The organism is Paenibacillus sp. J5, assembly GCF_054955055.1.
This window is the reverse complement of the sequence record NZ_JBUEDD010000009.1, coordinates 109,980-129,674: the sequence shown is the minus strand read 5'-3', so window position 1 is coordinate 129,674 and position 19,695 is coordinate 109,980. Positions and strand designations below refer to the sequence as shown.

Genomic DNA, 19,695 nt, shown 5'->3' with positions numbered 1-19,695 from the left:
ATTAACCCTTCAGCGAACCCGCCGTCAGGCCGTCTATGATGTAGCGTTGCAGCAGCAGATAGATGATCAATACCGGAGCCACCACGATCACCATGAAGGCGAACACAATGCCCCAGTTCGTTGAATACATCGTGACAAAATTGAAGATTTGCAGCACGATCGTCCACTTCGTACTGTCTGTCACCAGATAGAACGGTCCGAAGAAATCATTCCACACCGACACCATCACGACGATCGTCACCGTAACGAGAATTGTCATCAGCAGCGGGAGAATAATCTGCCAGTACAGCCGGAAAAATCCGCAGCCCTCCAGCATCGCCGCCTCATCCAGCTCCCGCGGAATTGACTTCATGAAGCCGACCAGCAGGAAGACCGAGAAGGGCAGCAGCACAGCGGTATAGTACATGATAATGCTGAAATACGTGCCTTTAATCGCCAGGTCATTCATCAGCTTGATCGTCGGCACGATCGAGACCGGAACGATCAGACCAAGGATGAAGGCATAGTAGACGCCGCGCAGGAACTTGTCGTTGCGCCGCTGGATGACAAAGGCTGCCATCGAGGCGAACAGGTTCACGCAGATCACGACCAGTCCGGAGATCAGAAAGCTGTTTTTGAAGCCGCGCAAAATATTAGCCTGGTTCAGCACATCCTTATAGTTGCTCACCATCCACTCTGACGGGAGAGAGAGTCCGAACAGCGCCGACTCGCGAATATCCTTGAACGAGTTCAGCACAATCATTATGAACGGCACCAGGATCACCATCGCCAGCAATATCGCGATGATCTCCAGACCGATCAGCATGCCTCGCCGCTTCATCACATCTCCACCTCCCGTTTCTTCATCGCCATCAGCACAGGCACGCCAATCACCGTCACCAGCACGAACAGCACCATATTGACAGCCGTCGCATAGCCCATCTCGCCCGAGCTGAACATACTGCGAATATAGGTGTAGAATACCTCTGTCGTATAGCCGGGGCCGCCCTCAGTCAACACCATCACCATCTCGAACACCTTCATCGAGCCTATCATGGACAGCAGCACGTTCACCGTAAATGCGGGAGCCAACAGCGGAAACACAATATGACGGAACCGGCTCCAGTAATGAGCCCCGTCGATCGAAGCACTCTCCGTGAGATCTTTCGGAATGAATTGCAGCCCGGCCAGATAGACGACCATTGAGAAGCCGGCCACCCGCCAAATATCTGTCGCGATAATCGCCATCAGCGCATACTTGGGATCATTCAGCCAGTCCTGTGCAAGAAAGCCCAGCCCCACATTGTTAAGCAGCACATTCACAATGCCATGCTCCGGGTGATAGATCGCCCGAAAAATATAGCCAATGACAATCGGTGCAATGACATACGGCAGGAAAAAGATCATCCGCAGCACATTGCGCAGCACCAGCGCCTCATTCAGGATGAGCGCGAGCCCCAGCCCGCTCACATTTTGCAGCACCGTCACTGCGGCGGCAAAAATCATTGTATTGATCAACGCCGTCTTCAATCGCGGCTCCGCAAACAACGCGGCATAGTTATCCCAGCCGATGAACTTGATCGAGTCGGCATTTATATTCCAATCCGTGAAGCTGTAGTAGAAGCCTATAATAGTCGGTGTAATAAAAAATGTCAGAAATACGGCGAGCGCCGGAAACGAAAAATACAATGGGTATTTGAGTCTTTCCATGGCCTCCCCCTCCTATCCGTCGATGCTGCTGTCTGTTATCTATTAGAGAGTGCCCCTGTATGAGGCACTCTCGATTGCCAGCCTCGCCTGATGGCGCTGCGGCAGTTGAATCTCCCATCATGCTGCTTGCCTATGCTTCTTATTCAAACCCTGCCAGACGCTTCGACTTGCCATCCTTCTCGTAGTTGGCGCTGAACTCCTTGATCGCCTTATCAATATCGCCATCGATGAAGAAGGTTTGCAGTGTTTTTTGGAAGTCGGCAAAGCTGGCTGTCAGACGGTTCTGAATGTTCACCTTCGATTTGCCTTGATCCATCAGGTCCTTCACAATCTGCTGCACCGCATACAATTCGCTCGTCGCGCCATCGAAGATCGGAATGCCCGGTTGGGTTTTGTAATACAGGTTGACCATATCCGGCGAGATCATGAATTTGACCAATTCCTTAGCTGTCTCGGCATTTTTGGCCTTGTTCGGAATCATGAGCTGGTTCGGCGGCGTAACGAGTGCCGTGCCCGCATCCGTCGCAGACGGGAAGGGGAAGAAGCCCAGCTTGCTGTTCACGAACTCCTTGCCGAATTTTTTCTCGAGCTGTGGAATGATGCCGTCCAGCATGAACGCCATGCCAACCTTGCCTTCACCCAGCAGGTTCTGCAGCTCGTCAAAGGTACCTGCCAATATATTATCCTGGTACAAGCCCAGATCCTTCAGCTCCTTGGATTTCTCGAACAGGGCGCGCAGCTCTGGAATGTCGGCGAGCTTCAGCTCGTTCTTCTCCAGCTTGGCGACGCCCTCGTCGCCGATCGCCGGATCGATATACGATACCCATCCTGTCAAGTAGAATACTTGTGGCGGCCATGCATCCTTGACGCCCTCATAGAACGGCGTAATCCCCTTCGCCTTGATCTTCTTGGCGATCTCCAGCAGGTCAGCGTAATTCGTCGGCGGCTGTACTCCAGCAGTGGTGAATACATCCTTGTTGTAGTAGACACCCATCATACCGGTCGCTCCATACGGCACGCCGTAGATTTTGCCTTCCTTCTCCTGGAACTCCTTCATGGAAGGAATAATGCGGCTCCACACATCGGCCTCGCCCGACCATTCAACAAGCGTCTCATCCGCTCTCAGCTTGACATATTGCTTCGGTCCCGGCTGCATGAGGAACAGGTCTGGGAAATCTCCTGTCGAGAAGCGGGTTTTCATCATATTGTCGTAATCCCCGCCCGGCAGCGCCTGCAGCTCCACCTTGTTCCCGGTCGCCTTCTCATATTCGGCAAAGATATTGGTGAATGGTGTCGTATCCACCGTATTCGGGATGACGAAGGTTAACGTCACCGGGTCTTTCGCTGGCTTACTGCTCTCCTCTGTCTGTTCCGTTGTAGTTCCGGTCGTTTCCCCGGAGCTAGTGCCGCCAGATGAAGCGCCGGTATTGCCTGCATTGCCCCCACAGGCCGACATAACCACTACCATGAGGCTGAGCATGAGCAGTGATGCGGTTCTGTTCATTTTTCTCATATCCTGTAACCTCCCCGTTAGCTGAAGCTTGCTGTAGTAATCGCTTACACACACATTATATTGCAAGCGCTTTCTTCGCTTCTATCCACAATATCGACCAATGATGTTGAAAATTCCGACCTGCTGCACGTCCTCATCCTTCCGACTCGGACAGACGTAGCGTAATGCAGGTACCGCGCCCCTTCCGACTATCGACCGTCATCGCGAACCGCTCGCCATAACGGATCGCATAGCGCGAATACACATTGCTGATCCCGATCCCGCCTCCCCCTGCTGTCTCTGCTACCGGGTCGGACAGCGAGGATGGACGCAGACGCGCTAGCAGCTCAGCTAGCCTCGTCTCTGATATGCCGACGCCATCATCAGACACAGCCAACACCATCTGCTCCTGGTCTCTATAAGCAGCGATATGGATAAGCCCCTTGCCTCGCTTGCGCTCAATGCCGTGAAAGACCGCATTCTCCACAAGCGGCTGGAGCGTCATCTTGAGCAGCGGGAAGCTGTACAGCTCCTCTTCAATCTCCGTTACATAGGACAGCTTGTCATCAAAACGAATCTGCTGGATGTTCATGTACGCTTCAATCTGCACCAGCTCCTCCTGCAGCGTCACGACATCATCGCGGTTTTTCGTATTATAACGGAACATATCGGCAAGCGATTGGGCCATAGCCCCGATGTCCTGCACCTTGTAGTAATCGGCCATCGCCTTGATGCTATCCAGCGTGTTATACAGAAAATGAGGGTTAATCTGGGAATATAGCATTGCCAGTTGCATCTCCTGCAGCCTGATCTGGTACAAATATTTGCTCTCGAACAGATGCTGCAGCTCATCTTGCATCGCATTGAAATTCATCGCGATTCGCCCGATCTCGTCATTGCGCCCCACAGGCACCCGCAGCGAGAAGTCGCCCCGCTTGATGCGATTCACCGTCTTGTACATGTCTAGAATCGGCTTGGTGATGCTGCGCCCGAACAGCACCGAGATGAGGAACGCCAGCACGAAGGCGACCGCAACCGTCATTAACGCGCTGGTCTTGATCTTCTCCAGCGGGGCAAAGATCTCTGCCTGCGGCGTCATCAGCACGATCTTCCAGCCCGAATACCGCGACTTGACATAGGACACCAGATCATCGCCTGCTGCCCCAGCATGCCAGAACTGCCCGCTTGCGCTCCCGAGGCGGCTCATGAGTCTCGTCGCCAGCGGCTTGTCCGCCCCTGCCGTATCATAAACTTGCCTGTCCTGAGAATCCAGGATGATCATTCTGGTCGCGGCTGATTTCGGGCTGATGTTGCGCAGCAGGTCATTGCTATACTCAGCCCTTACAATGATGAACTGATCCGGGTTAGCGAAATCACGAATCAGCAGCGAGGTAGCATACGCCGCCTCCTCTGCCCCTGCCTGCTTGGCTGAGATGCCGCTGAAGAACACCTTGCCATCCAGCTCCACTGTTCCGCGGAACCAGTCGGATGCGCGAGCCTGCGCCGCCGTCCAGGGCTTGTAGTTGTCGGAGGAGGATAGCAGCTCGCCATCGCTATAATAGATCTGGAAGCGCACAAAATCACGGATGGGCGTAATATTGAAGCTTTTGAGAAAGAGATTGCCCAGCTCCTGGCGGAACAGGAAACGCGACTGCTCCTTCATCGAAGCATAGTCGTTGATGCCGTCGATCATCGCTTCACTGTAATAGGGTGCCAATAGAACATTGCGTTTATTATGAAAGTCGTTGTCCAAGTTGACCTCAATCTGCCGCACAAATTGAACATTGGAGTCCTCCACCTGCTTCTGCATCGAATTATAGGCGATGCTGAATGCGACCGAGCCGACCAGCGCGATGCAAATCAGAATAATCGTAAAATAACTCAACAGCAGTGTGGTGCGTATATTCAGCGTTCTGCTGCCACGAATTCCTTTGAACCTTCCAAGCACCCTTATCCCCCCTATTGCTGGAAGCCTGGCTAGGATGATGCCGCAGCCCCAATATATGTAAGCGTATTCATTATTGTTGACATTGAATTGCTTCTCCCTCAGGCTGACTCTAGCTTACTACGATTATTCCCGCTGCTCAAAGCACAAATTTACCCTGTGTGTCGCAGGAGAGACATGAATCCTCCGACGACGCATAATTCCGAGAGGACATCGCTCTGCATGTCCCTTTAAGCTGAATTTAAGGTTCGTTTGCTATCGTTAGAATTATCAGATACTCATCTCAGATCTTGCTAACAGTCTAGCCCTTACGAGGCTGTGATCATGTTGCGGGATACAATAGAACACTAAAATAACGGAGGGATTACGAATGAACCCAAAACGTATGTTTATGATCGCTACACTTGCCGTTGCCTTGACATTGGGTAGTCTCGGGACAAGCTCCGACACGCGTGCAAGTGCAGCAGCCGAGCTGATGAATGTAGCTGATCGCGCAGAAGCAGAATCTCCCGTCGCCAGCGAAGATGATTTCTTGCAGGTGCTGGGCGCATCCAGTGACGATGATGTCTATGAGCAGCTACAATCCGGAATGTCGCTAGCTGCTATCGCAGATCGCAATCAGAGCGATGTTCGCCAATTGATCCAGTTGCAGACGACGCAGATGCAACAACTGCTTCAGGATCGGCTTCTGCAGGGGCAGATCAGCTTTGCCGAATATGAAGCGCAGCTTGAGGAGCTGGAATCGCTGCTGACAGAGAGCGCCCATGCCAGCTATTTCACTCCTTAACGAACACGGCATTTCCATTCGTCGCCAGGGCTCATGCCGAGCCGCAGGCAGGGGAGCTGGCTTGACACCAGCCGTACTCGGGGCGATTCTGATCATCCGCTTGCGCCCTTCTCCGGCCTCTCCTCCCGCTGCGTCTGGCTATATGCATTGTTTCACGTCATGCTTGCAGCCTGCCTGCTGCAAGTGTGCGGAGTCTTGCAGCATACGCACGCAGTTAATACACCGTTCTCTTAGGCTCTTGCGACGAATACGGCCGACCCGAGCTTGGTGCGATAGCGCTCCAGTATCCGAGCATTCATCTGCCCGAGGTAGAAGGCCGCTTCATCGAAGAACAAGGTTGGATCGACCTCACGATTCGGATCGACATCATCTAGCGTCACCATAATCTCCGGTCGTACATCCTCGCTCGCATAATGGGTGAAACCTGCTAGGCGCATCATTTCCAGCCATCCCTGCTCATCTGCCATCGTTCTCATGCCGTATAATTGCCGCATTGCGCCCTTCATCAGCGCCGTCGACTCCTTGGAGACGGTCAGCTCGCGGTCAAGCAATGTTCCTCCTGGCTTCAGCACACGACGATACTCCGCCAATGCCGATCGAGCGTCTGTGAATATCGAGACGGACTCCACGAATACAAGGTCAAATATGCCGTCCGGGAAAGGGAGCTGCTCTGCGTCTCCCCTCACCAGCTTCACCTTAGCCTCTTCTCTGGCTATTCGCCGTTCCGCGCGCTTTAGCATGGATTCATTACTGTCCACCGCGGTCACCTGATAGCCGCAGCGTGCGAGATGGCATGAGGTTCTGCCGGTTCCACAGCCGATCTCCAGGACGCGGCTTCCCTGCGGGAGCGGGTAACGCTCCACCAGTTGCATCGTCGCCATAAATCCGCCAGGGTGGGCGCTGCCTTCCCCGAGCCGTGCCAACAAATCATGGTAATTCACGCTGCATCCCTCCTCCTGCGCCATTATATGCAGGAGGGCTTCCCAGTTTCAAGAAATAGGAAAAAATGTACGCTGTACAGGTCTTCCGTCCACGCCAATTCTCCTGCTGCCGACTATGATATGACAGGGGATTGTCTTGTGCCCCATGAAGGAGGGAATCGACCGTGCATCGAATACACCCGATCTGTATGGAGACGGTGCAGCCACATCTCGGGCAGCAGGTCTGCATTGTGACCCATGACGGAAGACATCTCTACGGCTGCCTGGACGGCATTCGCGGAGGCAAGCTGTATCTGCTTGGCTGCCAGGAAGGCCCCCGGTTGTCTGCCGTAGGACGTCATGCGAAGTCAATGGCTGCCCAGAGCGGACGCAAACAACGTCCCAAAGCCAAGACCAAATCATACCCTTACGGCTACGGTCCCGGGTTTGGCCCCGGATACGGCGGCTACCCGCCTTATGGCTATGGCTATGGCCCTGGACGGGGCATTGAGCTGGCGCTGATCGCAACCTTGTTTCTGCTGCCTTTTCTGTTCATCTAACCGCTCGCCGTGGCCCGAGTGCCCAGAGCCTCCTGCCTGCCGCAGGCAGCAGCTCCGGGCACTCGGGCAGCTCGGGCGCTTGTGTGGCTATCGATAGATGGGAAAGGCGTCCTATGCTATACTATGAATGGACAAGCACGCGCTACTTACATATGACTACTACAGATGCACATTAGAAAGGGGATTCGGTAATGAGGCTTCATCATCGCAAGCGCTGGAGCATAACATTGCTTGTGCTCGCATCGCTCCTTCTTGTTCTCTCCGGCTGCGGCAGCCGCACAGCAACGCCCGGGACAAGCAGCGGATCGCAGACAGCAAGTGAAACAGGCAAGGAGACGGTCAAGCCGGAGAAAAACCCGGTCGTCACCATCGAGCTGGATAATGGCAAGCAGATCAAATTGGAGTTATATCCAGAGATCGCTCCCAACAGCGTGTATAACTTTATTCATCTGATAAACCGTGGTTTTTACGATGGAACAATCTTCCACCGTGTCATTCCCGGCTTTATGATTCAGGGCGGTGACCCGAAGGGTAACGGAATGGGTGGACCAGGCTATGATATTAAGGGCGAGTTCACAAGCAATGGCTTTCCCAACGACCTGAAGCATACCCGGGGCGTGCTATCCATGGCGCGCACGCCGGCGCCAGATACAGCAGGCTCGCAATTTTTCATTATGGTGGCCGATTCGCCTCAGCTCGACAACGAGTATGCTGCCTTCGGCAAGGTGCTGGAAGGCATGGACGTTGTAGACGAGATCGTGAACCAGCCTACAACCGCCGGCGATCGCCCCGTGCAGCCGACGGTAATGAAGCGAGTATCCGTCGATACCTTCGGAACCACCTATCCCAAACCAGAGGTTATCCTCTAAAGTTCATAGCCAAGCAGACAACAGCAACACGCCAAGAACCTTCATCGTCCTATGCAGTAGGCGCATGAAGGTTCTTGGCGTGTTAGGCGTGTGTATGCAAACCCACATCGAGGTTCTGCTACGCCTGTGACATAGCGCCTGGAATGGAACGTAAACGCAGCAACCTCGGTCCCTGCGGAGTTTGTATACACACCCTAGCGAGCTGCACGGACTTAACGAAGTGGCGCAGCTTAGCCTCCTCGGCTGATGGATCTGCTCTTTTGCGACATCATCAGGAAGGCCCCAGCGAGCACAAGCACAATCGCCAGTAACGGCTGACCTAATACACGTTGTCCGAGCAGATTGCCTATCGAGAATGCCGTGTAGAACAGCACCGATAGAATCGTCAAAATATAAATGGGAATGAGCAGCCACTTATTGCGATTGCCGAACCAGTAAAACTCAAACAACCCTACAGCCACCGCAAGCAGGAAGCCCGGCCACATCGTCCCCCAATTATCCATCAACATGGCCACTTGGCATACGACGCCCGCAGTAAACAAGATTCCCCCAGGGATCAGCAGGCCGCTGGCTCTCCTCCTCGTCATGGAAAAGTACATCCAATGGAAAAACAAGCTTAGCGGGATGACAAACATCGTCGGCCAAAAGTACGCAAATACATGCCCTGTGCTCATTGATCCGCCCGGATTCAATAGAAAATAAACGCCTAGCAATAATAATAGAGCCCCCACAACCGCCCGATTCAACATCTTACCCTTCACTCCTGTCCGTCATAGCAACCTTATGTATTGGCTTATTCAGATTACCATAGGGTTCAAGCGAATACCTCCTTCTGCGGGGAAGGAGCTAACTGGACTAAAGTCCAGGATTCAGCCATTTTAAAATTTTTTTTGAAAAGCTATAAACTTTAAATTGCGACTGCCGATATATTAATTAGGCGCTAAAATAGGCCGGTAGTCGCAGTGAAATACTTCATAATGGAATATCATAAAGTCAAGGATGGCTTATACAATCGTGACTCCTCTGCAGGATGCGGAAGGGGTGCGGTTCTATAAGCCATCCTTTTTTTGTTTTCCACATTGATAAGGGGGATGCTTCATGCTTGTAGTAGGTAGAAAACCTGGGGAGTACATTATGATTGGCGGCAATATTAAGGTTGAAGTAGTCAGAAGCAAAGATGGGCACCTGCGTCTAGCCATTGATGCGCCGAAGGACATCTCCATTTTGCGCGGCGAAGTATATGAAGCAAATCAGGCGCTTCAATCTACTACACTCGGCGTTTCTCTGTAGCTGACCTTCCATCTTACGCATGTTTTTTCTGTAGCATCATGAATTGCAAGAGAGCCTTCACAGGCTCAACTTAAAGATACAAGCGCTCAAGGACGAGCTCGCACACCCGCTATTCCGGTACATTCACCGGAACCGGCGGCGATGCGACTCGTCCTCTTTTTTGTTTCTTCGCGGAAGCAAGATGGGCTTGTATGAAGCAGTCCGCGCAGGCCATCCGCCATGAGCGCACGGCCGCAGTTCATCCCGATAATAAGCCGCCTTCAGACGGTTTGTTATAGATACAGGTGAAAATGGAAGTTCACCTTTAGACCATCCAAGGAGGAGATTCAAGATGAGAATTAATCACAACATTGCAGCAATGAACACGTACCGCCAGTTAGGTGTGAATACCGGTGCAACAGGCAAGTCACTGGAGAAGCTGTCCTCCGGTCTGCGGATCAACCGCGCAGGAGACGACGCTGCTGGTCTGGCTATCTCCGAAAAAATGCGCAGCCAGATTCGGGGGCTGGATCAAGCAACCCGGAACTCCCAGGATGCCATCTCGCTGATTCAGACTACAGAGGGCGCATTGAACGAAACCCACTCGATTCTGCAACGTATGCGTGAGCTGGCTGTTCAAGCGGCGAGTGATACGAATACGGGAGATGACCGTTCAGAAATTCAAAAAGAAATTAACCTGCTGACATCGGAGATTAACCGGATCGGCAACACGACTGAATTCAACACGAAGAAGCTGCTGAACGGCGATTTCGACTTTGTGGCCGCTACTTCAGGCAACACGAAGGCGGAGCTCGCACTGAATGCGACAACTGTCATTACCAACACGGACACAGCAGGCTCGGCAACTGGCGGCGCATATGGCGCAGCCGGCAACCGCAATCCTAAAGCCTCCGCAGCGACAGCTACTGGCACGGGCGCCGCCAACGCGGTAGCCATCGCTGGTACAAACAACGAGCTGACACTGAAAATCGACGGTACAGAGCAAACGGTCGTATTCACCAATGCGGCGGCTGGCGCTGCGGCCCTGACTGAGATTAATTCCAAGCTGAACGCGATCGGCGCAAGCGCATCGTTTGGCTCGAGCAATGAGTTGATCATCAAATCGAATACGCTCGGCAGCGGCGGATCGATTGAGATTATGGGCGGCAACTTCGCCTCCACCTTCATGTATGACGGCACAGGCGGTGAGTCTCTCGATGACATTACGCTCGCTGAAGGCAAAGACGTGAATGATGTATGGGTTCACGGCGCAACCGCGGGCGAAGTCACCGGAAGCACCATCTTTACCGATACGACGCTTGGCGGCTCTGCCGGATTCACCGTAGCTGCTGGCGCCAATGAGCTCACGGTGACCATCAACGGTACCCAATCGACAATTAGCCTGAACGTGGGCAACGTGTATGACGGCACCGCGGGTCAAGGCGTCACGAAGTTGCTCACTGACCTGAATACGGCTCTTGGCGCGTCGGGCAAATTCTCCGTCGATTCCGGCAACAAGCTGGTGCTGACCTCCGCTACGACCGGCACTACCAGCAATGTGACGATTGACGGCGGCGGCCTGGCGAATATCCTGTTCGGCGCAACGGCTTCCCGCACTACCCAAGCCGGGCTTACAGCCAACAACTCGATTTCGATTGATGTGGACGGCACAACGAAAAGCGTGACGCTTGCGAACAAGACCTATCAGGATCTGGATGATTTCGTAGCTACGAATGCGGCAGCCTTTACGACGGCTGGCGTAACTGCCAGCAATGAAGGCGGCGTGCTCAAGCTGACCAGCACAACAACAGGCGTCAATAGCGATGTGACCAATGCTGTTGATAGTGATGCGGCTAGACAGTTGGGTCTGGTTAAAGCCGATGGCAGCGCATTGGCTGCTGGCAACTTCGTTGCCGGCTCGAATGGCAACACGACGCTCAGCTTGACTGTAGACGGAGAGAGCATTAATGCTGTCATTCAACAAGGCACCTATACCGACCGTACATTGCTGGCGGCTGCTGTACAGAGTGCGATCAACAATGCCAGCACAACAGCAGCAGATGTGAAGGTATCGGTAAATGACAACAATGAGCTGGTCATTACGAGCGGCAGCGATGGCTCCTCCTCCTCTATCACCATCGGGGCGCACGCCACGAAGGATGCAGCGGGCATCCTCGGTCTGACGACCAATACGGCAACGGCAGGAGCGGCTCAGGAAAATGCAGAGCTGACCTTCCAGATCGGCGCCAACCAGAACCAGTCGATGTCTCTGAGCATCGCTGATATGCGCTCATCGGCTCTAGGCATCACAGGTACAGGAGCAGGCTTCTCTGCCTCCAATAATGTCACGAACGGCACGAATAACAATAAAGTCGAGAAAGCATTGGATGTGACGACAGCCTCCAACGCAGCCAATGCCATTACGGTTATCGACGCTGCGATCAAGAACGTGTCGAGCGAGCGCTCCAAGCTGGGGGCAAGCCAGAACCGTCTGGAGCATACCATCAACAACCTCGGCGCATCCTCCGAGAACCTGACCGCAGCCGAATCGCGTATCCGCGACGTCGACATGGCGAAGGAAATGATGGAGTTTACGAAGAACAACATCCTCTCCCAAGCAGCACAAGCGATGCTGGCTCAGGCGAACCAACAGCCGCAAGGCGTGCTTCAATTGCTCCGTTAATCGCATCGTAATAAGGGGCTCCGGGCTTTTACTGCCGGAGTCCCTTTTATTTTCTACAATAGGCCTCAATATCCCGGGCTCAGCCCGTGAGGGTCTTAGCTTCTCCTTCCCCACCACCAAACTTCAGCCCCCTGCGCAGGTCTGCCCGCTGAGCCACAGGATTCAGTCGTCTGTCCTGTCGCCCAGCAGTGCCTGCAATCGAGTCTGGTCTGTGATGGTTAGCACCCTGCTTCCCGTCTCCAACAGCCCCTGATCCTGAAGCTCCTGCAGCACCTTCGTCACCGTCTCCCGTACAGCACCCACCATATCTGCTAGCTCTTGATGCGTAATTCGTATACGGCCCGGCGCAGCGGAGCCCTCCTGCTGCTTCAACAGATGAAGCAGATGCTTGACGGTGCGCAGCTTGACACTTAGGAAGGTCATATCATAGATATGACGGTTCGCCTGCCGCAAGCGCTCCATAATGTCATCCAGCATCAGCAGCACGAGCCGCGGGCTGGAGGCTATGAAGCGTTCAAAGCAACTGCGCTTCAGTAAGGCCAGCCGCGTGCCAGCCGCGGCCTCCGCTGAAGCAGAGCGCACCTGCTGCGGGTTGATCATGGCCATCTCACCGAAGAAATCTCCCGCGCCAAGTGTGACGTAATTGATTTTTTTGCTAATCTCGAACGAAAAAATATGAACGGCCCCGGATAATATAAAATAGATTTCGTCACCCGTGTCTCCCTGCAATATTATTAGCTCTCCCTTGCGGTAGTGACGCTCTCTTATATCCGGGAGGATGGCCTGCACCGCCTCCTCGCCAATTCCTCGCAACAGTGGCACGGTACGGCAGAGCAATGCTGCGGTCAGCGGCTCCATCCTATTTGACGACATAGCATCTATCCTCCTCAACCTGTTTGCCTGCCTCCAATGCGGCGCGGATCACTGCGGCTACCGCCGCTCATTTGCAGCATTTGCCTTTGGTTGGCGCTTGGAGTCACTACAGATTGTAGCATGATATAACCTCTAATTCTGTAACCGCCGACACAAAAACCCGAATCTCGGTCTAACCGAAATTCGGGCCTGAGAGCCTATTGTGCGCCTGTCGCCGAATCGTTCCCCTGACGGCTTACGCTTGCAGCAGCCCATTGGGCAGCAGCCATCCAGGATGACGGTAATGCAGTCAGTCGGAACTCATCCTCTCCGACCCGTACCACACTGCCGAGCGCCAGCGGCACCGACTGATGCAGCTTCACGGTCACAAGATAGGCCGGGAACCTATCCTGCTGCCCCTGTGACGAGCTCCCACCCGCCGCGCTTCCCTCGTTCGACTCGTTGGACGTTTGCTGCTCAGCGCCTTGGCCTGTTGGCTGGATGCCGCCACTCTCCGCAGCTACAGTCTCTCCCGCAGACCGCGAACCGGAGCCTGCCGGCTCGCTGCTTTCCCGCGATGTGCCCGCATCTGGTGCAGCGGGCTCGCCTGCGGATGTGCCCTGTCCTGCTATGCCATCTGTCACTCCGACACCTGAAGCCTCCGTATCATTCGGAGCTGTGGCCTCCGAACCCGCTTGTGGCGGCTTGCTGCTATCGACTTCGCCTTGTCCTAATGACGAGGCGCTCTCCCCGGCAGGTGATTCGCAGGTCGTCGCATAGGTCACCTTGCCGAGCTCCTGCTCCCGCCCTTCAGGATCGATGATGATAATCCGTTCCGGTCGAAGCGTCTTACAGGAGGACGTATCGGTGAATGGGAAGAGCAGTGCAGACACCTCTTCCCCGCTGCCCGCCTCTGCCTCGCTGTCCAGTACCGCGTAGACACGCGGTTCGGCAGCAGCTTCAGGCATCTGCACCTGCAACTGCGGGGCTGATGGTGCATCTGCTGCCTGCTTATCCCCCGCCAGCCAGATTGCCCCAGCCGCGACGGCTATGCCGCCAGCAATAATGACAGCAAGTGCGGTCATTCTCGGGCTCTTGCGGAGGAGGCGCGCCAGCTTGGACGACAGCTCCAGCTTCGCCTGCTTATAGATTTCCTGCAGATAAGGCCCCGCCTTAGCCATATATTGCCGCTTGAACTCCCTCTGCTTGAATGCTTCGCGGTCATATTGCTTGAAGTAAGCCAGCACCGCGCTGCGATAAGCCGGCACGAAGCCGCGCGGCCGCATAAAGTCCGGGTGCTGCTCGGACCATTTGAAGAAGGCATAGATCGTCTCTTTGCGCCGCGCATGCTGATGCAGATACTCGATTAGCGCAGGATAGGATAGCGCCTCAAGCTGCGGACTGCGGTAAAAAGCCAGAATGATGCTCTCAAAGGGGGCCGTGTCCACACGATCCGCCAACAACCGCCGCCCAAGCTCCTGAACCTCGTCGATCGACTCTGCATTCAAGCCATCCATCAGCTCCGTAACCGGCGCGGACTGGCTCATCCATCGGTGCGCCGCCTCCAGCATCGCGGCGGTCTGCCGTTCTGCAGCGGTCAGCTCCTCCTGACACCTCTGCAACAGCTCGCGACGATCCAGGAAATACGCCTGCTTCAGTTGCTCGCGCGTTACTGTGGTCAACTGCAGGACGCGCAGCAGCCGCACATAGAGTGCCTGCTCCAACTGCTGAAGGAAGCTCGCCTCGCCTGGCTGCTCGGCGCTCTCCTGACGAGCACGCAGCCGCTCCAGTTGTTCGCTAACGATGCCCAGCAGGCGGTTGCCGGAATGCAGCTTGCTGGCTAGCTGCTCACTGACCAGATTGCGGAACCACTCCAGCCTGTACAGATCCGGGTAGGCCTCCGTCCATTGGTCGGCAAGCTCGAGGCTATCGTGCAGGGTGGGCAGTTGATGAAGCTGACTGGCCAGATAGGGCTCGAACAGCAGAGCGCTCAACCGGATATCGCCCAGCACCCTTCCGAAGAAGGCCTCGCCAAGCTCAGTATCAGAGGTTATCACTCGGTATAAGCCAGCCGCTTCCTCCTCCATGCCCTTCACATTGGCATGGGTCAAGGCATGGACGAAATAGGCGGTCAGCTTGTTCGTGTTGCGTCTGCGATCCTGCAAGCCGTAACGCACCAGCAGCTCTGCGGTTTCCCTGGCTGGCACCCGCCCCTCTCTCACCAGATCATACTCTCGGTCGAAGCAGGCGTTGAACAGATCATGCAGCCTGATCTTGCCTGAGGCCGGGACAGAACCCGAAGACTCTGTACCCAATCCGGCTCCCGACCTGTCCGGCATATACTCCAGCATAGACAGCAGCACATCGTTCTTGTGCTGCTCGTACAAGGCGTCATGACCCTCCTCGATCTGGAACAGCAGTGCCAGCTCATGGTAGGCCTGCAAGGTCAACTCCTTGCCCGGCTCTGTTCCCTGCAGCATCTGCGCAGCAAATTCGAAGAAGCGCTCCCTCCGCTCTGGCTGCTCCAGGCTGCTCCATATAAATTCAAAATACGGCAGCACCCTGCTATCCATATCGGCATTCATAATACGGTCATTAACCAGATCGAACAGGAACTCCTTCTCCACCTGGCGGTCACCGGCGCGCAGGCTGCCCCGTTCGACAAACATCAGATGAATACCCTTGCGGCTCTGGGGCTCCTTGGCGTATGTCATAAAGCCCAGTTGCCTGCGAACCGCATAGGGGAGATGGCTATAGAGCAGCTCCAGCAGCTCGGAGGCTCGGCTAGAGATATGACCAGGAGCCACATCGAGCGCAATATAGACCTTCTTCTTACCGCCGACCGCCGTCATCGCCGCATACAGCAGTTGCATGAAGCGCCGCTCGCCCAGAATCAGCTCGGCCAGCAGCGCCCGCGGCGGAGGCTGCTCCTTCTCCTGCTCGTTCTGTGGCAGCTTATCCAGCTCTGGAAGCTCGGAGCCGCTGTCCAGCTTGTAGCTATCCATGAATGCTGCCCTCAGTGCATGATGGACACTGATCTCGCCACTCTCCCAGCGGCTCGCGGGAATGACATAATGATGAGTAAAAAACGTGCTGCGCAGCCCTGTAAAATCAGCAGCCTGATAGATGCTGCGCCCCAGAAGCGCGTCACCGTTATCCAGCCGCAGCAGATGAATCGCCTCAGGATAGGCCTCCTCCTGCTTCTCTCCACTCGCTGCCAGCTCGGCCGGAGCATCATACATGCAAAGCGGATGCAATTGCTTCTTGACCAGTTGATGATCGAGCCCGGCAGAGACAGCAATTGTATCGTAGCCCTCGGTAGAGCGGAAGATGCCATGACGCTCGCGGGTATACAGCTGCTGCTGAATCCGTGCGAATCCACTCATAGCTCTCTTCTCCCCTCAATATAATTGAGCTTGTACAACAGCCAGACGAACGGCTCATCGACACGGATCGGGCTGACTACGGTCTGCATCCTCTGATCCACCGGATTGCTTCCCAATGCAGATACGGCGAAGTACGCCGTTTCCTTGAAATAGACATCCATCGTTCCCTTGAAGGGACGATCAACCTTCTCTATGAAGCGGCGAATCTCGCCGTCGATATTTTCGAATTCAGTGAAGTTAAAATAATCGCGATGCACCACATTATGGAACACATTGCTGTTGGACTTGATGTACTCCCCATCCTCGTCCTTCAGATTATGCAGCATGTCGCTTTTGGTCAGCACAACAGCCGTCGGAATATCGGTCTTGTTATTCTCCTGGTAAGCAATAAAGTCGCCGAACAGCGTAAGCACCACATCCCGCGGCTCATCGTATTGCGATACCCATTCTCCCGGCTTGCTGCCGAATTGCATACGAATTTTCTCGCGAATCGAGCGGATTTGCAGCGGATCAACCAGCAGCAAAATACCCGCGGAATTTTTGATATGCTGCCCATGCAGCCCCAGATAGTCCTGCTCCACCATGCCCTCGCCTGCGACATCAAAAAAAACAAGCGTGAGCGGCGGCTTTGTATCATCCTTGAATACAAACTGGAAGATGAACGGCTCTTGCATCCTTTCCTTCTGCGTCGAAGCCAGCAGATCACCGCGTTCAAACAGCGGCTCCTCATAATTGCTTCGGAATTTACGGCTAATCTCCGCATTGAGCGGCATACAAGCTGCGTGAAAATGATCAGCGGTCGTATGCTGCAGCGTGTGAATTAGGGAGGTCATGTAGACCGACTTGCCGACTTGCGAGGCTCCGATGATCGAGATAATATTGCTCGGCACCTTCCCCGCAGTGACAGGCAGCTCATTATGACAGCTCGGACACAATCTGCGACGCGTCAGCTCCCCATAGCGATCGGTTAGCCCAATCAACACATGGTCGGAATAATGAAGATACTCCTCAGGCACGTCGCGCGGATCGAGTACAGCTTCCATATCATGCACCCAATCCAGCCCGAAGCGCTCGCGATACCGATTGAGCTTCTCGTCCTCACCCAGCGCATAATCCTCATCATCATCCCGATGGTGGGTCGCGCGGAACACCACCTCATCTGGAGAAAACTTGCTGAAGCAGTAGGGGCATACAATATCATAATATAAAGGCCGAGCCTGCTGCTGCGGCCGCTTCTTGAACCAATCCATTATTCCCATCGTTCTTCCCTCCGTTCCTTGCAGACGCTTAGCCGTTACATTGGAATCAGCTCATACAGTTGCCCGTACTGCTTGCCATCGGACAAGAACAGTCGGACATACTCCTGCTTGCCCACCTCAATCGGAGGCAGAACCGTTGCCCCAGCAGCAAAATCGGATACAAACGGGTACATCATCCCGTCGTCGCGACTCGCTGGCGCACTCCCCTGCTTCTTCACATAGCATAGTGCCTCCTTAGGCACAGGCACCTCCGCGGCGATGCGGATCGTCACTGCCTTTACCGGCTTGAACCAACTGTTCTTGTACTGCACAGCATAGCGTATCTTCGCTCTGCCGGTGCTGACTGCAATCTCATTATCCCCGGCAGGCTGCCGCACAAGCAGCGGCTCGCCGTCATCCTCCAGCACGGCGTAGACGGTATACAGGTACCGCCCAATCCCCTCCAGACGCGTAGAGTACCCGCCGTTGGCCTTGTATTCCTCTCTCGTATACAGCTTCAGCCCGCTGCCGGGCTGATGTGCTGCTGCCTGTGGAGCGATGTCTGCCGCCGTCCTGGCAATATAGACCGCCCTTAGCCCTGGAGGCCAATGCCATCGAAGCACACAGCGATCCTCCTGAACCTGGCAGGACAGATCCGAAATCATAGGCGTGCCAGACGTTGCCTCAATATATCTCATGTCTCTCCGCCTTTCCGTTCCCTGAGCTTAGTCTAGAAGCCGCTGTTGCCCCCGCGCGATCTGCCCGGAGCGGTCGACAGCTTCGCATCGCGTCCGCCACTGCGGTAGATGCGACCGTTCTCCCGTATAGGAACGATCAGCGTGAACAAGGACATGATCGCCGTCAACACCAGCATAGCCGCCAGCCGCACCATGAGGTCTGACATGCTGCTCCCGGACAACCCCTGCTCCAAGATAAGACCGGCAGCCAGCCCTCCGACCGCTCCGCCTATCGCGAAGCTGCGCGCCAGAAAGCGATTATCGAAGATAAGTCCAAGCCCCAGGCCGATCGCAGCGCCCAGCAATGCCAGCGCCGTCACACGCAGCAGCGCATACAGCAGGCTATCTGCCGTAATTCCTTGGCGCTGCGTCACTAGCATCCGGTCATCGAGCATCTTATAGATGGACTGGAATACCGCTGTCAGATTGACCGCATCCGTCACATTGGAGTATGACCCGCCAGTCTGTGCCGCAATGTGCTGCAGCAGTGCGCCGCCCTGCTCATTGTCAACATTCAGACCGATGGTATGAATCGCTATCTGCCGGTTGCGATACTCCTCCAGCTCGCGCTCGATCGGGGAATCGCTGTAGCCATCCGACAGTAGAATTACCGCTGTCCCGCGTCCTGGCTGATCCTTGACATCGATGACCCCCAGTGCATCCGCCAGCACGCTCTGAAAGTTCGTGCCGCCGTCGGCCTTGCCAATCTGCGCCAAGGCAGTTGCGATCGTACCCTGTGAAGCCGCTGACTGTGCCGCCGTGAATGCCAGTAGCTCCTCGCTCTGGTCAGCGAACAGCAGCAGCGCTACCCGCTTATCCTCCTCCATCGTCGCGGTCAGCCGCTCCACTGCGGCGAAGCGCTCGCTATCCGGGTCGGTCTCATTCATGCTGCCGGAGTTGTCGAGCGCGAATACGATGTCCTGCGCTGGCTTGATGCCGCCCAGATTCAACTGATAGCCAAGCTGCAGCAGCGCCCCCGCCACAAACAACAGCACCAGCGTGGAGGGAAGCAGCAGCTTCCACGACAGCCCGGTGTAGCGTTGACGCCATGAGGAGCCGTTCAGCCTTGGCGAGATCAGCTCGGCAATCAGGCTGAACAGCCCGATGAAGAACGCCAGCACGCCGAAGTACAGCCCTGCAGCTACTGCCCGCGGCATGGCGGCTCCCAGCCGCTCCAGCATCAGCTCCCCTGCGGCGAAGCCGATGACTGCACCAAGCAGACTGAACAATAGCAGAAGCCCGTTCAATTTGCGCTGCATCTTCCTTGC

At 55.0% G+C, this 19,695-nt stretch carries 16 protein-coding genes; 5 read left to right on the top strand and 11 right to left on the bottom strand.

Going from position 1 to position 19,695, the window contains the following annotated elements; translation table 11 throughout:
- Window position 1: 1 nt before the first annotated feature.
- From ACY1JZ_RS17410 to ACY1JZ_RS17395, 4 genes are all read right to left on the bottom strand, one after another.
- The gene (locus tag ACY1JZ_RS17410) at window positions 2–820 is read right to left on the bottom strand and encodes a carbohydrate ABC transporter permease (protein WP_270172752.1); all 819 of its coding nucleotides are present in this window, start codon (window positions 818–820) and stop codon (window positions 2–4) included.
- Window positions 820–1,689 carry a carbohydrate ABC transporter permease gene (locus ACY1JZ_RS17405; protein WP_270167759.1) on the bottom strand — a complete coding sequence of 290 codons (870 nt, stop codon included), beginning with the start codon at window positions 1,687–1,689 and terminating at the stop codon, window positions 820–822. Before ACY1JZ_RS17405 ends, ACY1JZ_RS17410 begins: the two co-directional genes overlap by 1 nt.
- 139 nt (window positions 1,690–1,828) lie before the next feature.
- Window positions 1,829–3,202 carry an ABC transporter substrate-binding protein gene (locus ACY1JZ_RS17400; RefSeq protein ID WP_270167757.1) on the bottom strand — a complete coding sequence of 458 codons (1,374 nt, stop codon included), beginning with the start codon at window positions 3,200–3,202 and terminating at the stop codon, window positions 1,829–1,831.
- 133 nt (window positions 3,203–3,335) lie between these two features.
- A complete protein-coding gene (locus tag ACY1JZ_RS17395) occupies window positions 3,336–5,129 on the bottom strand; it encodes a cache domain-containing sensor histidine kinase (RefSeq protein ID WP_462630295.1) in 1,794 nt (597 codons plus the stop codon).
- A gap of 367 nt (window positions 5,130–5,496) precedes the next feature.
- On the opposite strand from ACY1JZ_RS17395, the gene ACY1JZ_RS17390 reads away from it, so the two are divergent.
- Window positions 5,497–5,913 carry a hypothetical protein gene (locus ACY1JZ_RS17390; protein ID WP_462630294.1) on the top strand — a complete coding sequence of 139 codons (417 nt, stop codon included), beginning with the start codon at window positions 5,497–5,499 and terminating at the stop codon, window positions 5,911–5,913.
- Between the two features lie 230 nt (window positions 5,914–6,143).
- On the opposite strand, the gene ACY1JZ_RS17385 is transcribed toward ACY1JZ_RS17390, so the two are convergent.
- Entirely contained in the window at window positions 6,144–6,854 is a 711-nt protein-coding gene (locus ACY1JZ_RS17385) for a class I SAM-dependent methyltransferase (protein ID WP_462630292.1), read from the bottom strand.
- A gap of 164 nt (window positions 6,855–7,018) precedes the next feature.
- Here ACY1JZ_RS17385 and ACY1JZ_RS17380 point away from each other — a divergent pair, with 164 nt between their 5' ends.
- Together ACY1JZ_RS17380 and ACY1JZ_RS17375 are read left to right on the top strand one after the other, a co-directional pair.
- Window positions 7,019–7,393 carry a hypothetical protein gene (locus ACY1JZ_RS17380; protein ID WP_270167752.1) on the top strand — a complete coding sequence of 125 codons (375 nt, stop codon included), beginning with the start codon at window positions 7,019–7,021 and terminating at the stop codon, window positions 7,391–7,393.
- A gap of 191 nt (window positions 7,394–7,584) precedes the next feature.
- On the top strand, window positions 7,585–8,262 hold the full coding sequence (locus ACY1JZ_RS17375) for a peptidylprolyl isomerase (RefSeq protein ID WP_270167751.1): 678 nt from the start codon (window positions 7,585–7,587) through the stop codon (window positions 8,260–8,262).
- A gap of 230 nt (window positions 8,263–8,492) precedes the next feature.
- Here ACY1JZ_RS17375 and ACY1JZ_RS17370 read toward each other — a convergent pair whose 3' ends face one another.
- Window positions 8,493–9,011, bottom strand: coding sequence for a hypothetical protein (locus tag ACY1JZ_RS17370; protein ID WP_270167750.1), 519 nt, complete (start codon window positions 9,009–9,011; stop codon window positions 8,493–8,495).
- Window positions 9,012–9,360: 349 nt separating this feature from the next.
- On the opposite strand from ACY1JZ_RS17370, the gene ACY1JZ_RS17365 reads away from it, so the two are divergent.
- Both ACY1JZ_RS17365 and ACY1JZ_RS17360 read left to right on the top strand, forming a co-directional pair.
- Window positions 9,361–9,552, top strand: coding sequence for a carbon storage regulator (locus tag ACY1JZ_RS17365; protein ID WP_270167749.1), 192 nt, complete (start codon window positions 9,361–9,363; stop codon window positions 9,550–9,552).
- 331 nt (window positions 9,553–9,883) lie between these two features.
- Entirely contained in the window at window positions 9,884–12,214 is a 2,331-nt protein-coding gene (locus ACY1JZ_RS17360; protein WP_270167748.1) for a flagellin N-terminal helical domain-containing protein, read from the top strand.
- Window positions 12,215–12,376: 162 nt separating this feature from the next.
- Here ACY1JZ_RS17360 and ACY1JZ_RS17355 read toward each other — a convergent pair whose 3' ends face one another.
- The 5 genes from ACY1JZ_RS17355 to ACY1JZ_RS17335 form a co-directional block, all read right to left on the bottom strand.
- Window positions 12,377–13,087, bottom strand: coding sequence for a Crp/Fnr family transcriptional regulator (locus tag ACY1JZ_RS17355; protein ID WP_270167747.1), 711 nt, complete (start codon window positions 13,085–13,087; stop codon window positions 12,377–12,379).
- Between the two features lie 197 nt (window positions 13,088–13,284).
- Window positions 13,285–16,452: a GAP1-N2 domain-containing protein gene (locus ACY1JZ_RS17350; RefSeq protein ID WP_462630291.1), complete on the bottom strand. Its 3,168-nt coding sequence runs from the start codon at window positions 16,450–16,452 to the stop codon at window positions 13,285–13,287.
- Window positions 16,449–17,711 carry a TRAFAC clade GTPase domain-containing protein gene (locus ACY1JZ_RS17345; protein WP_462630290.1) on the bottom strand — a complete coding sequence of 421 codons (1,263 nt, stop codon included), beginning with the start codon at window positions 17,709–17,711 and terminating at the stop codon, window positions 16,449–16,451. Before ACY1JZ_RS17345 ends, ACY1JZ_RS17350 begins: the two co-directional genes overlap by 4 nt.
- 35 nt (window positions 17,712–17,746) lie before the next feature.
- Complete coding sequence (locus ACY1JZ_RS17340) at window positions 17,747–18,388, bottom strand: beta-mannanase (protein ID WP_462630289.1); 642 nt, start codon at window positions 18,386–18,388, stop codon at window positions 17,747–17,749.
- Window positions 18,389–18,420: 32 nt separating this feature from the next.
- Window positions 18,421–19,686 (bottom strand): vWA domain-containing protein, encoded by a 1,266-nt coding sequence (locus ACY1JZ_RS17335; protein WP_270167742.1) that lies wholly within the window; start codon window positions 19,684–19,686, stop codon window positions 18,421–18,423.
- Window positions 19,687–19,695: the final 9 nt, after the last annotated feature.